The organism is Chitinophaga terrae (ex Kim and Jung 2007), assembly GCF_900107795.1.
Lineage (GTDB): Bacteria > Bacteroidota > Bacteroidia > Chitinophagales > Chitinophagaceae > Chitinophaga > Chitinophaga terrae.
On sequence record NZ_FNRL01000020.1, the window covers coordinates 1 to 12950 of the forward strand.

9 protein-coding genes and 1 pseudogene are annotated in these 12950 nt (G+C 47.7%); 6 read left to right on the top strand and 4 right to left on the bottom strand.

Annotated elements, in window-relative coordinates; translation table 11 throughout:
* Window positions 1-11: 11 nt before the first annotated feature.
* Window positions 12-272 (bottom strand): annotated as a pseudogene (locus BLV62_RS19190) (transposase); the annotation flags it as partial.
* Between the two features lie 117 nt (window positions 273-389).
* On the opposite strand from BLV62_RS19190, the gene BLV62_RS19195 reads away from it, so the two are divergent.
* From BLV62_RS19195 to BLV62_RS19205, 3 genes are all read left to right on the top strand, one after another.
* Complete coding sequence (locus BLV62_RS19195) at window positions 390-1394, top strand: aldo/keto reductase (protein ID WP_089763591.1); 1005 nt, start codon at window positions 390-392, stop codon at window positions 1392-1394.
* Between the two features lie 69 nt (window positions 1395-1463).
* Complete coding sequence (locus tag BLV62_RS19200; RefSeq protein WP_089763592.1) at window positions 1464-2360, top strand: helix-turn-helix domain-containing protein; 897 nt, start codon at window positions 1464-1466, stop codon at window positions 2358-2360.
* Between the two features lie 45 nt (window positions 2361-2405).
* Complete coding sequence (locus tag BLV62_RS19205) at window positions 2406-3044, top strand: class I SAM-dependent methyltransferase (RefSeq protein WP_089763593.1); 639 nt, start codon at window positions 2406-2408, stop codon at window positions 3042-3044.
* 65 nt (window positions 3045-3109) lie between these two features.
* Here the strand turns inward: BLV62_RS19205 and BLV62_RS19210 are convergent, their stop codons facing one another.
* Window positions 3110-4009, bottom strand: a complete 900-nt coding sequence (locus BLV62_RS19210; protein WP_089763594.1) for a helix-turn-helix domain-containing protein — start codon at window positions 4007-4009, stop codon at window positions 3110-3112.
* Between the two features lie 252 nt (window positions 4010-4261).
* On the opposite strand from BLV62_RS19210, the gene BLV62_RS19215 reads away from it, so the two are divergent.
* The 3 genes from BLV62_RS19215 (at window position 4262) to BLV62_RS19225 (ending at window position 10952) form a co-directional block, all read left to right on the top strand.
* On the top strand, window positions 4262-8488 hold the full coding sequence (locus BLV62_RS19215) for a two-component regulator propeller domain-containing protein (protein WP_168927913.1): 4227 nt from the start codon (window positions 4262-4264) through the stop codon (window positions 8486-8488).
* Window positions 8489-8554: 66 nt separating this feature from the next.
* Window positions 8555-10237 carry a DUF5060 domain-containing protein gene (locus BLV62_RS19220; protein WP_089763596.1) on the top strand — a complete coding sequence of 561 codons (1683 nt, stop codon included), beginning with the start codon at window positions 8555-8557 and terminating at the stop codon, window positions 10235-10237.
* A 49-nt stretch (window positions 10238-10286) separates the two neighbouring features.
* Window positions 10287-10952: a hypothetical protein gene (locus BLV62_RS19225; RefSeq protein ID WP_089763597.1), complete on the top strand. Its 666-nt coding sequence runs from the start codon at window positions 10287-10289 to the stop codon at window positions 10950-10952.
* 50 nt (window positions 10953-11002) lie between these two features.
* On the opposite strand, the gene BLV62_RS19230 is transcribed toward BLV62_RS19225, so the two are convergent.
* A complete protein-coding gene (locus tag BLV62_RS19230; protein ID WP_139170287.1) occupies window positions 11003-11929 on the bottom strand; it encodes a hypothetical protein in 927 nt (308 codons plus the stop codon).
* On the bottom strand, window positions 11920-12948 hold the full coding sequence (locus BLV62_RS19235; RefSeq protein WP_089763599.1) for a glycoside hydrolase family 26 protein: 1029 nt from the start codon (window positions 12946-12948) through the stop codon (window positions 11920-11922). Before BLV62_RS19235 ends, BLV62_RS19230 begins: the two co-directional genes overlap by 10 nt.
* Window positions 12949-12950: the final 2 nt, after the last annotated feature.

Genomic DNA, 12950 nt, shown 5'->3' on the forward strand with positions numbered 1-12950 from the left:
GGGCTTCAAAGCTTTTTTGCAATGACCTCCTTTGCCGCCTCCAAATCAAGGGCAAGATCAGCGTACATCCGCTTAAGCTTGCGGTTCTCTTCCTCCAGTTCCTTTACGCGTTTCAGCTCGCTGCCCTCAAGGCCACCGTATCGCTGCCGCCATTTGTAAAATGAGGCCGGACTAACTCCGTGTTCGCGCGTAATCTCCTGAACACTTTTACCCGCCTCGAATTCCTTAAGAATCTTACTGATCTGCTCCGGGTTGAATCGTTTACCTTTCATAATACACTGTTAAAGTTATCAATCATTTTTCTATTCTCTAACAGTCTTTTTTTAAGGGAAGCTTACACACCCATTAAAACACCCATAACGAAATTTGGCCTATAAAAATTCATATGTATGGTAACAAAAAAAATTAACTTGGGAAGCGAAGGCTTAGTTGTTCCGATCATAGGCTTGGGTTGTATGGGGATGACAGGTTTTGAAGAAGGAAATATGTATGGAGAGGCCGATGAGCAGGAAGCTATTGCCACAATTCACCGATCGCTGGAATTAGGCGGAAATTTCCTGGATACCGCGGATTTGTACGGCCCTTTGAAAAATGAGCAGTTGATCGCTAAAGCAATAAATGGTAATAGGAGTAAATATATTATAGCCACGAAATTCGGTTGGGAAATAGATGATAACAACAAAGTGACCTGGGCTATTAATGGTAAAAAAGAATATGTGAAAACAGCGGTGGAACGTTCTCTTAAAAATCTTGATACCGATTATATTGATTTGTATTATATGCACAGGCTTGATAAGAACACTCCCATCGAAGAAACCATTGAAGCAATGAGCAAGCTGGTAAAGGAAGGAAAAGTAGGGTATCTCGGCCTATCAGAAGTATCTTCAGAAACCATAAGAAGAGCTCATGCAGTTCACCCGATTACTGCTGTACAAAGTGAATATTCGTTGTTTGAGCGTACAACAGAAGAACGTGGCATACAGAATACTTTAAAGGAACTTGGGATAGGTTTTGTTGCGTATTCCCCCTTAGGTCGCGGCTTTTTGTCCGGACAGATCCGAACCATAGACGACTTACCTGAAAATGATTTTCGCCGGGCGATTCCCCGTTTCCAGGAAGCTCATTTTTACAAGAACCTTGAGCTGGTTAAAGCAATTGAGGCAATGGCCGAAGAGAAAAAAGTAACGGCATCACAGTTGGCGCTGGCCTGGATCATAAATAAAGGCATTGTACCTATTCCCGGCACTAAACGGAGAAAATATCTGGAACAGAACATTGCAGCCACCGAAATTGTATTAAGCGAGGCTGATATGTCGAAACTCGAAAGTATTGTGCCGTTGGGTACCGATACTGGTGACCCGTACGACGAGTTTAGCATGGGACTTATTGATTAGCCTTTTCGTACGGTTGCATTGTTAAAATGCAACCGCTACCTTTCACATTAAAATGTTTGAATCAGTGTTATGAACGTCATTGGATCAATTTCAGAATTTCACCGGTTACTTTCTTTGCCGGAGCCACGCCATCCATTGGTAAGTGTAATTAACCTTGCCGAAAGCATTTTCCTGGAAGATGATGTATGGAAAGGTTTTGTGAATAAATTTTATTGTGTTGCCCTCAAAAGGGAAGCCAGGGGGAAAATACGATATGGTCAGCAACATTATGATTACGACAAAGGTGTTCTGAGCTTTACCGCACCTAATCAGGTCCAATACCTGGATCTCAACAACATGGAATGCGGATCCGGTTACCTGCTTATTTTCCATCCCGACTTTTTACTGGCCCATCCTTTAGCAAGTACTATCAACGATTATAACTTCTTCTCTTATGCTGTAAATGAAGCACTGCATCTGTCTGCCGAAGAAGAAGATGATCTTATTGCAATATTGAACAAGATCGATAAAGAATGCCTGCATATAGATAAATATACCCAGGAAATTATCCTGTCGCAGATTGAGTTGTTGCTCAAATATTCCAATCGGTTTTACGAGCGGCAGTTTATCACGCGAAAAAACCACAATAATCAGCTGCTTGCTAAATTTGAACGCCTGCTTGATGAGTATTTTGACAACAACACGGCAACGCAACCAGAACTACTAACAGTACAACGTATAGCCGAACTCATGAACCTCTCTCCAAACTACCTGAGCGATCTGTTACGCATGCATACAGGGCAAAACACGCAACAACATATACATGAGAAGTTGATTGAAAAGGCAAAGGAAAAACTGTCGACTACCAATTTATCGGTAAGCGAAATTGCTTATGCATTGGGCTTTGAACACGCGCAGTCGTTCAGTACTTTATTTAAGAAGAAAACCAGTTTGTCGCCTCTTCAATTCCGGCAGGCCTTTAATTAATTAATTAATAAATGCAATACAAAAGTTTCTAAACCATAACTCCCCATGAACTCTACAGACAAAATACTCCATTGCTACAACCAGGTAGCCGAAGACTATGCCATCGAACGTTGGGACGAACTATCCAGGAAACGCATTGATCAACTGCTGCTAAAAGAGTTCGCATCTGTCAATAAAGACAAAGGACCGTGCGCCGATTTCGGCTGCGGCCCCGGACAAACAACAAAATTCCTGTACGATAATGGTTTGGAGAACATTGTCGGTATCGACCTGTCGCCAGCCATGGTGAAGGTAGCGCAGCGGCTTTCTCCTCACATTAAATTTGAAACAGGCGATCTGTTGAACATCGCTTTTCCTTCCGGGTACCTGGGCAGTGCGTTGGCCTTCTATGCAATCGTTCATTTTAACCACAACCAGATCCGGACCTGTTTTACAGAAATAAACCGGGTGCTGAAAACAGGAGGTGATTTCCTGTTCTCCTATCATGCAGGAGATGAAGTTGTGCATTTCGACAAGGCACATGACAAGGAAATTGATATTGACCTGTTTTTCTTTAAAACAGAGGATATTGTACAATTATTGAAGGAAACCGGTTTTAAAGTTATTGACGCCATAGAAAGGCGTCCGAATGAGGAAATGGAATATCCTACCAGGCGGGCTTATGTTTGGGCGGAGAAAAGATGATGTATCTTCCCGGCATCTCCTTATTAATTTCATCTCCTGAAAATCATCTCCCGTTAATCAATTCCTCATCCTACTCTCTTCAACAACTGTTTGCTGTATTTCATTTTATACTCTTTTGGCGTACAGCCTTTATGCCTTTTAAATAGTTTATTGAAGTTAGCCATGTTATTGAAGCCGCAATGATAGGCTATTTCCGCAATGGTCAGCTGGGTGGTGACCAGCATCCTCGTAACGTGACCCAGGCGGAGCTCCACCAGGTTTTCTGTAAACGTCATCCCGGTTTGGGCCTTCATAAACCGGCTGAACGAGGCCTCCGACATATGCAGTACCCTCGCAATATCCGTCAGGGCAATGGCGCTTCCATAATGCCGGTTCATATATTCAAAGGCCCGTTCCAACTGCCCGCTGTCGGGGCTGACTTCTTCTCTTTTAAACAATACACTGGAAAGCAGGGTGCTGTTGCCAGCCACGGCAAGTTCCTGCAACAATAACAGCAAACCAATAAAAGCCTCGAAGCCCCTGGTCTTTTGCAACTTTACTAACCGCCTGTACACCGTTTCGGCAAGCGTCGGCGTAAACATGATACCCCTGCCCGCGTTTTCCAACAGCTTCCGGATATTATGTAACTGATCTTTATACAGGAAATCGTCTGAAAACAGATCCTTCCTGAATTGCAGGGTTACTTCCAGGGCGTCGTCGTCCAGGTCGCCCTGCGTAAACCAGCCATGTGGGAGGTCCGGGCCCACCATCACCAGCTCGGCATGCCCGATATAACCAATATGGTCGCCTATGATCCTTTGTATACCCGCTCCTCCCAGCACCAGGTTTAACTCATATTCTTCATGGGTATGCAGCGGGAAGGTAAACTGTTTCTTATGGCGGAAATAAATAGAGAAACTTTCATGTTCGCTGATGGAGGTGATCTCGCGCAGCACCTTTTTCTGGAAAATAGTTGCGTTCAACATGGAATTCAGATTTTGTAGCTGCTCAATATTATTTCAGCTGCCCGACTCCCTGTTGAAACCGGGTTCAGGATACTTGAAAAATAGTTCAGACAATAAATAATTTATTAATTATCAGTACCTTCAGTATTGATTTTTAAAAAATACCCGTGAATATAGGTGAGGTGAATATATTTGAGATGACCAGGTAATCAGAAAGCTATTTTATCAACCAGCTCAATTCCACGGGAGAGTATAATGAGACCAAGCGTGTGTATGCCTGCTTTTTTGCGGATCAGTGTCCTGATATTTATGATATTTGTGGGAGCGCCGCTTGCGGCGTCGGGGCAATCATCGAACTTTAATATATACAGCATTTCTACAGACAATGGGTTGCCGACCAACGACTACCAGAAGATCTACTACGATTCAAAAGGTTTTCTGTGGCTGGCCTCTTTCGATGGTTTGTTTCGCTGGGATGGTTATTCCATTACCAAATATCTGCACCGGGAAAACGATTCCCTGACCTTAAATAACAATATTGTCTATTCCATTTTCGAAGACAGTCATCAGCGGCTGTGGATCGGTACCATTGATGGACTGAACTGCTATGACCCTGCCAGGAACGTGTTCCGGCGCATTCCATTGAACGGGGCAAACGATAAGATCCCTGTCAACGCCATCCTGGAAGACGACGATCATCAACTCTGGCTCGGAACCTCCAATGGCCTGTGCCGCTTTGATGCAGCACTGCAGAAAGCCACATGGTATGCAGGCCATGGCGATGAAAATATTATCTTCTGCCTGGCGCAGGGGCCCGATCATACTCTCTGGGCCGGTACATTTAATAAGGGAATTGTTCGCTTCAATACCCGTACTCACCGGTTCAATTACCTCCGTAACAGTCCTGGCACCCCTGAAATGCTACCCAGCAACAAGATTCAATGCATCCTTATCGACAAACAGCAGAGGGTTTGGGTTGGAACGGAAGACAGGGGGATTGCGGTGCTGGATCTCCAGGGCCGCCGGAAGGCCAGTTTTGATGGCATCAGCAGGCAATCTCTTTCTGCGCACAGCAACATCCGCTGTTTGTATGAAGACAAGGCTGGCGCCATCTGGATCGGCATTGGGCGCGAACCCTTATGCTTTGTGCGGGATAATGAACTGGCGCCGGCCACCATCAGCTATACCCTCCAGAATGGCAATCTGCCCTTAGCTTCCATTACCTCTATCACGGAAGACGACTTTGGCAACACCTGGTTCGCGACCGGCGGCAACGGCATTTTCAGCACCAATAAAAACAAGAATCATTTTACCAACCTGCTGGCCAGTACTGCCGCGCTGCCGGGCCTTGTGACCACCGTGGTAAGTGCCGTTCATGAAAGCCGCGACGGAACTATCTGGATAGGCACCGCCGGAAACGGGTTGGTGCGCTATAATATAAAAGGAAATACCCGCCCGCTGCAGCAAACGCCGTTGTTCGGCAACCTGGCCATCAACGATATACAGGAAGACAAAAATGGAGATCTCTGGATTGCTACCTGGGCCGAAGGTCTTATCCGGTACACGCCGGGCAACGGACAGGTACAACGATATTACCATCAACCCAGCGATTCAAATTCTTTGATCAATAACGATGTAAAGGCCCTGTTGCCAGACGACAGCCTGTTATGGATAGGCACCCATGGCGAAGGACTGACGGTTTATCATCTCAGCAAAGGCACATTCACGAACTACCGGAATAACCATTCCTTCCCGTTTAATATGCAATTGCCCGCCTGGGTAAATCATATCTTTAAAGACCACCGGAACAGGATCTGGATCAGTACCTACAGCGGGCTTTTTCGCTGGGACCGGAAAAAGTTTGTACAATTCAGCCATAATGCCGACAGCAGCAGCATCAACAGCAATTCAGTGAATATGGTCTGTTCCGACAGCAACGGGAATATATGGATAGTCACCGAACAAGGGTTAGACCGGTTCGATGAGCAAACGCAAAGCTTCATTCACCTGAATCAGCAGTATGAACTGCCTGCCTATATGAAATCCATTGTCTGCGATTTGCAGGATAACCTCTGGTTGGGAACAAACGAAGGCCTCATATTTTTTCAACCAGCCACCCATAAACTGCTGCGATATGATAAGAACGATGGTTTGCCGGAAAAGACCTTCTTCCAGAAAGCAGCCATCAGGTCGAACGATGGAACCTTATATTTTGGCGGCCCCAAGGGATTAAGCGGCTTCAATCCGGCTACCATTACGGCGCTGGAACTACCTGCCAGGTTTTACTTCAGCCACCTGTATGTGCTCGGAGAGGAGCAGCAACCAGGGAAGGCGAATAGTATACTTAGCCGTAGCCTGCACCTGACCGATACCATTACGCTTACCCAGAAGCAGTCTTTTTTTACGATAGAATTTGCCGCCATTAACCTGTATGCACCGCAGAAGATCAGGTACAGCTACAAATTGCTCAACCAGTTTTCTGACTGGATCAATGTGGTGGACGAACGAAAAATTTCGTTTGCCCACTTGCCCCCGGGGATATACGAACTGCAGGTGCGATGCACGGATATCAACGGCAACTGGCTTCCTCCCGCAAAGGGGCTTACTATACATATTCTGCCTTACTGGTGGCAAACATGGTGGTTTAAAGTATTGGCCATACTGGCAATCATTATCGGTATCACAGGCATGTTTTACTGGCGGGTGGCCAGCGTGAAGAAAAGAAACCGTCAACTGACGGCGGAAGTAAAGCGGCAGACCGCGCGCCTGGAGCAGTCTAATGCTTCGCTGGTAGAACAGCACGATAAAATTGCCCTGCAAAAAGAAAAACTGGAACACTCCTACGCGGAGATACTCCGGCAAACAGATAAGATACTGGAACAGCAACAGCAGATTTCCACGCAGAACAGGGAACTGGAAATAGCTGTGCAGCAACTGGAAAAGCTGAATAAGTCCAAAGATTACTTTTTCTCCATACTGGCGCATGACCTGAAAAACCCGGTGGCGGCGCTGAAAGAACTTTCAGGTTACCTCTATGGTCATATGCCGGAAATAGAAAGCGGCGCCCTGCGGCAGTACCTGAAAAATATGCATAGTTCCTCCGTGCATGTGTTTGAACTGCTGGTTAACCTGCTAAGCTGGTCTATGTCGCAGTCGCGGCAAATGCAATTGCAGCCTGCCGCCTGTAACGTGGCGGCCATGACAAAGACTATTGCCGCACTGCTGGAACCTGATCTTCATAAGAAAAACATTACCCTTATCAACCAGGTATCAGACTGCTGGATATACGCTGATCCGCAGATGCTGGAAGTCATTCTCCGGAACCTGCTGTCCAACGCCCTTAAGTTCACCGATTACGGCGGCCATGTGAAGATCAGCGCCCGTATGGAGGAGCAACAGGGAGTGCTGACGGTGGAAGATAATGGTATAGGCATGTCCGGCAATACCCTGCAACATCTTTTTGATATAGATAAACAGGAAGTGAGCCGCGGTACAGCAGGCGAGAAGGGGACGGGGCTGGGATTGGTGATCGTAAGAGATTTCCTGAACGCCAATAATGGTACTATCAGCGTAAGCAGCGAGGAGGGGAAAGGAAGTACTTTCCGTATCACGCTTCCGGCGGCCATCCCGGATGAAGATGAAAGTACGAAGGCGGTAGCTGTCCAACAGTCTATCGCGCTATGGCAGGACCTGCCTACAGAGAAATTCATGAAATTAAAAGGCCGGAAATTGTTGTTGGTGGAAGATAATAAGGAGATGCGCGATTACCTGCGACTGCTGCTTTCGGATATATTCGAAATTTTTGAAGCAGAAGACGGGCATGCAGGCTACGCCCTCGCCAAAGAAGTGATGCCGGCGCTGGTAATTGCCGACCTGCTGATGCCCGGCATCAACGGCATTGAATTTTGCCGGCAGCTGAAGGCCGATAGTGCATGCAGCCACATTCCTATCGTTATTCTCACCAGCCAGGAAAGCAGCGTTATGCAGGCATCCGGGTATGAAGCAGGGGCGGAGGCCTATCTTTCCAAACCGGTAAGCCCCGAATTGCTGGCACAGGTGCTGGTAAATATCCTTGGCAAACAGGATGCAACCTATCAGCGCCTGCGCGAACAGATATTCAGCGATATGCCGTTGACCGCCGAGCTACAGCAATTATCGGCTGCCGACCAGGAATTCCTCACACAGCTCATACGCCTGGTGGATGCGGAACTGGGTAACCAGGAACTTGATGCCACGCTGATTGCAAAGAAAATGTATGTTAGCCGAACCCTGTTATACAATAAAGTGAAAATGCTTACCGGGCAAACGGTACATGAATTCATTAAAGCGATCAGGCTGCGAAAGAGCGTACAGCTATTGCTGGAAGGAGATCTGAGCATCAGCCAGATTGCCTTTGAAGTAGGCTTCAACAGCCATTCCTATTTTAATAAATGTTTCATTCGTCAATATGGCGCAGGCCCAAAAGAGTACCTCAACCGCCGGAAAACAGGTATGAAATAGGTTAAACATCATAAACAGACAATTCAGCATTAATCGCCAGTTGCCTCTGCTGCTACCTTTGGCAGCATGAAAAACTATGTATACGCCCTTCCATGTTATGTGCTGCTGATGCTAACTGCGGCGGCTTACGCCAACGAATATACGAAGCTGCGGAATATTACACCGCCTCCCGCTCCTGTAAATCAATATGAGAAGGCCGAATGGAATATTGATCTCACTGCCGGGTATGACAATCCCTATGATCAACGGCAGGTGAAGCTGGACATGCTGCTGGTATCTCCCTCAGGGAAACCACTGCAACTGCCCGCCTATTTTGATCAGGCGGCAGGAAACTGGAAGTCGCGCTTTACCCCACAGGAGGCAGGCAGGTATCAATACTGTTTTGAGCTGGTTGCCGGGGGCGATACCGTAAAAAGCAGCACCGCTGTATTTACCGCAAATAAAAGCCAGCGGAAAGGTTTTCTTCATAAAAACGACCTGTGGACATTTCGATTCGACAACGGCGAATTATTCCGCGGCATCGGCGAAAACGTTGCCTGGGAATCCCGTTCCTTTGAAAACGATAAATGGACATACGATTACCTGCTCCCTTCACTGGCAAAAAATGGCGCTAACTTTTTCCGCACCTGGATGTGTTACTGGAACCTGCCCCTGGAATGGAAGCAGCCGCGCAATACCAAAAGATATCAGCCATCCGCCGACTACTTTCACCCCGGCGCTATCCGCCGTATGGATCAACTGGTAGAACTATGCGATTCGCTGGGCCTTTATTTCATGCTCACGCTCGACTGGCATGGCCACCTGATGGAACAGGGAGGATGGAAACACAGCAGCTACAACAAGGCTAACGGCGGCCCGGCCCACAATCCCACTGCCTTTTTCACCAGCCGGGAAGCAATGGAAAAGTATAAGAACAAGCTGCGTTACGTGGTAGCCCGCTGGGGATGCAGCACAAGTATAGCGGTGTGGGAGTTTTTCAACGAGGTGGATAATGCCGCGTTTACAGCATCCGACAGCATACTGATTCCGCCGCCGGTTATTGCACAATGGCACCTGGAAATGAGCCGCTATTTGAAAGATATCGACCCCTATGGGCACCTGGTCAGCACAAGCGTTTCACACCGGGATATTATCGGGATGAATTCTATTCCCTACATCGATTTCAACCAGAAACATATTTATAAGCATACAGAAAAAATACCGGGCATTTACCCTGAGTATATCCAGACCTATGGCAAACCATACGTGGTAGGCGAATTCGGTTACCGGTGGGAAGACCAGGACCCCAGGTATGCTGCCGAAGCGAATTATGACTACCGCCGTGGTTTATGGTATGGTATGTTTAGTCCTACGCCCATACTTCCCATGTCGTGGTGGTGGGAGCTGTTTGACGATCAGCATATGACACCTTACCTGCAAAGCGCAGCCACGATCAGCAATATGATGTTGCAGGCAGGTAATGGGCATTTTGAACAAATACCTGTACGGGCCGGGCTGCTGGAAGCGTACGCACTGAAATGCGGCGATACATTTTTTATATACGCGCTGAATAATACAAACAGTGAACAACCCGCCGAAATGCAGGTAGCCATTCCTTCCGCTTATTCTATGCAATATTTTCAACCCCTGCAACACAGCTGGCGTAAAACGACATACAGGCAGGCCGGTGGAAAGGTGACAATCAATAATATCGCGGTTCCCCCGAAGGAAGAGATAGTATTTGTCTTTACGCCGCAGAGCAAATTCTGAACGCCCTGAACAACCCTATAATTTGATCATTCCACAAAAATTAAATGTTATGAAAAAAATCTCAGTAGTAATGCTTGCATTCTCCTTATGCGTTGCTGTTGGCTGTAAAAAAGATGTAGCAGCAGATGGTGGTAAGGAAAAATCCCAGCCCCGCGCTGCGTTGCCTCAAAGTGCATTCAACCTGTGGAGCACCTGTAATGGCCATCCATACCTGATTTCAGGCAGCAACGGCATATGCGTACCCGTTGGCAACTGCAGTACCGACATTGATGCGGCGCAGCAAAATGGCGGTCAGAATGCCACCGGCCTGCAATTCTATGGTTGCTTCAAAGGAGGCAGCAACGCCTACAGCAGCGCCAGCGAACAGGCAGTGTTTGTATGCGACAATATTACCCAATGGAACGGTAATGAAATGGGCTTTGTAAAAACGCTCAACGATAATGTATTGAAAGGATATCTGCAGGGTGGGGGACAGTATATTTATCAAACCATCTCGGTAAATGACAACGGCTACCATACTTTCAAATGCCAGGCCAGGAGCACGAATACACACCAGGTTGATTTCTATGTAGACGGTACCTATAAGTTCACCCTTACCAACAACAGCGGTACCTATTACAACAACTGGTACTACTTTGTAGGTACGAACCACTGGTACGGGGGAAGCGACCCTACCGGCCAGCAGATTGAAATGTATAACATGACCACTTTCTGATAATCTTTATTACGGGGCGAAGGGATGTATCTTTTGGATGCATCCCTTTTTTAATGGATCAGGGTGAAGGGCAAGCCTGCGTGCAATGTCCAGCAACTGCTTCTCACATTGTTGAGGCGTGTAACGGCCACATCACCGTTATGCAGGTAGAGATGTTCTGCTCCATACCCGGTAACGCGGTAGTCGTAAGCCAGTTCCAGGTTTAGGTATGCCTTCCCGAACATCCGCATCTTCGCCTCGATCGTCGGATGAACTGCATAACCTTTTGCGGCATGCATGAAACTCAGCGGATGGCGAAAGCTGGGGATAAGGTTCCAGTCGGCTTCGGCATGGTACCACAGCTGGCTGTAAGCCATGCCGGCTACCAGTGAAGTATTGCCTGATACAAGCCATTCAGCGGTTGTTTTCATTATCAGTCCTTTCCATTTACTGGCATAAGTAGACCGCAGATCCGAAGGAGTGAACTGGTCTGCCGGCAGCAGGTAATTCAACTGCTGCTGATTCGTATAGCCGGACTGTATAAGCCATTTCAATTGCGGGGAAGCATGCAATACAAAACCGATCGTGCTGTTAAAATCGCGGAAGTATCCTTTATTGGCACTGAAACGGCCGGCATAGCTGGGATATTGCCGGTTATCTTCCTGGTAATCGTTATCTGTGGCATGGCCGCCTGCATATCCCATCCCGGCAAAACCAAGCGTGGCATACCATCTTCGTAAGGGCTGAAACGTAAGCCTGCTGTACATGCCGGCGCCCAGCAGGTTATGCCATTGTAATTCCGACATGATATTGGGAGATGTACCTGCGCTGTTTCCGGCCACTGACCACGAAAGGTTCGCGGTTGTTCCGGCGGCGCCAACTTCCGCACGCAGCAGGGGCTCAAGCGCAGCAGCCTGTTGCGCGGCTGCCGATGTAAAACATCCGCAGCACACACAACAGGCTGTAATTAGTTTTCCCAGCCGAGGTATTATTTCCATCCGGGCATTCTTTCTAATGTGACAACATTATCTGCGTTATATAATTGTTTGAGATCAGCATTCGTATTTTTCTCATAAGTGAGTTCGGACCAGCTCATGAAAAACACCCAGCTGGGTTGGTTCATCAGCGTTGCCGCTGAAGGCAGCTTATCACACTCGCCTATGGCAACAGGCTTTCCACGCGCCGCGCGCAGCATCGCTTCATATTTGGCCTGCGTATAGCCCGAACCGTCGTATACGTCCAGTGCTGCAATATCAAAGTATTCATCGCCAGGGTAGTAGTTCACTGCATCGGCCGAAAGAGAACCGAAGTCCTGTATATCCCATACCCAGATGAGGTTATTCAGCCCTTTCACTTTGGTCATGTAATCGTGCAGCATACGATACAGCTTCACAGTGCCTTCTGCTCCGGGGCGGCCGCCCCACCAGAATTTGCCCTGGTTCATTTCATGCATGGGCCGCCACAGCACTTCCACGCCTTTGCTTTTGAGCTGCTGCAGGAAAACGCAGATCTCATCTACTCTCAATTTCCAACGCTGGTTCAATGCACTCCCATCAGTACACAGTTCTCTCCATTGCGCATCCGAGAGGCGGCTCAACACCCCCGCACCATCATCCCAGGCGCAAGGTTCATCGTTTGCTGGGTTACAGGCATGCCACATGATGTTAACAACGGCGCCGCGTTCCCATTGTTTCACAGCTTCATCTATCATCAGCTGGCGGTTATTGATGTTATCCTGCTGAAACAGGAAGTCGCCGCTCCACAAAGCGGGGTAACGGCCGGTAGTATTGTATATCTCGTTGGTCCACCTGGCGGGAGTGCTATTCGGTTCGCGGTTGTGCATGCCCGACAGGGTCTTTTTTCCTGCGATGCTATATAAATACCGCATGGTGCGGAACGGACTTTTTACTGTATCCTTGCCTGGCTCGTTGCCCGGCGTACTGCCGGCATTTTTCGAACAGGCGCCAAAGGCCATCAGTACAGAAAGTATAATAATATTCAGGCTCATAATTTTCATAC

Bases quoted from the DNA above. Each gene is read 5' to 3' on its own strand.
- BLV62_RS19200 (WP_089763592.1), top strand. From the start codon at position 1,464: ATGAACGTCATTGGATCAATTTCAGAATTTCACCGGTTACTTTCTTTG.
- BLV62_RS19195 (WP_089763591.1), top strand. From the start codon at position 390: ATGGTAACAAAAAAAATTAACTTGGGAAGCGAAGGCTTAGTTGTTCCG.
- BLV62_RS19215 (WP_168927913.1), top strand. From the start codon at position 4,262: ATGCCTGCTTTTTTGCGGATCAGTGTCCTGATATTTATGATATTTGTG.
- BLV62_RS19225 (WP_089763597.1), top strand. From the start codon at position 10,287: ATGAAAAAAATCTCAGTAGTAATGCTTGCATTCTCCTTATGCGTTGCT.
- BLV62_RS19205 (WP_089763593.1), top strand. From the start codon at position 2,406: ATGAACTCTACAGACAAAATACTCCATTGCTACAACCAGGTAGCCGAA.
- BLV62_RS19210 (WP_089763594.1), bottom strand. From the start codon at position 4,009: ATGTTGAACGCAACTATTTTCCAGAAAAAGGTGCTGCGCGAGATCACC.
- BLV62_RS19220 (WP_089763596.1), top strand. From the start codon at position 8,555: ATGAAAAACTATGTATACGCCCTTCCATGTTATGTGCTGCTGATGCTA.
- BLV62_RS19230 (WP_139170287.1), bottom strand. From the start codon at position 11,929: ATGGAAATAATACCTCGGCTGGGAAAACTAATTACAGCCTGTTGTGTG.
- BLV62_RS19235 (WP_089763599.1), bottom strand. From the start codon at position 12,948: ATGAAAATTATGAGCCTGAATATTATTATACTTTCTGTACTGATGGCC.